Source organism: Ruegeria sp. AL12, from assembly GCF_056540885.1.
In genome coordinates this window covers 1-644 of record NZ_JBQFXN010000146.1, presented here as the reverse complement: position 1 = coordinate 644, position 644 = coordinate 1, and the positions used below count along the sequence as shown (strand labels likewise).

At 62.1% G+C, this 644-nt stretch carries 1 pseudogene; it reads right to left on the bottom strand.

Going from position 1 to position 644, the window contains the following annotated elements:
- Positions 1-644, bottom strand: a pseudogene (locus ACR0C6_RS21910) (DNA-directed RNA polymerase subunit beta'); the annotation flags it as partial.

Here is a 644-nt window from a genome sequence, read left to right as displayed (position 1 = left end):
CGCCATCTTCCGCGGGTTCGATCACAATCCGGCGCTTGTTCTTGTAATCGCGGCCGAAGCGGATCGTGCCATCGATCTCTGCGATGTCCGCATGATCCTTGGGACGGCGCGCTTCGAACAGTTCCGCAACACGCGGCAGACCGCCGGTAATGTCCTTGGTCTTGGCGCTTTCCAGAGGCACACGGGCAAGCACATCGCCCTGGCTGACCTTGGCGCCGGGCTCGACCGAGAGGATCGCATCGACCGAAAGCTGGAACCGGGCCTCGCCGCCGCGACCGAGCTTGAGGACTTCGCCGTCCTTGCCCTTGATGACAATCGCCGGCTTGAGGTCGGAACCCCGCGGGGTCGACCGCCAGTCGATGACCTGACGCTTGGTGATGCCGGTGGCTTCATCGGTGGATTCGGTCACCGACACACCGTCGACAACATCCTCGAACTCGACCACGCCCTCGACTTCGGTCATCATCGGACGGGTGTAAGGATCCCATTCCGCAAGGCGCTGACCGCGTTTGACCGTATCGCCGTCATCCACAAAAATCTTGGAGCCGTAGGCAACGCGCTGCGAGGAGCGTTCGGTGCCCTTTTCATCCAGGATCTGGACCGCCATCGAGCGGCCCATGGCAATCAGATTGCCATCGGAGTTG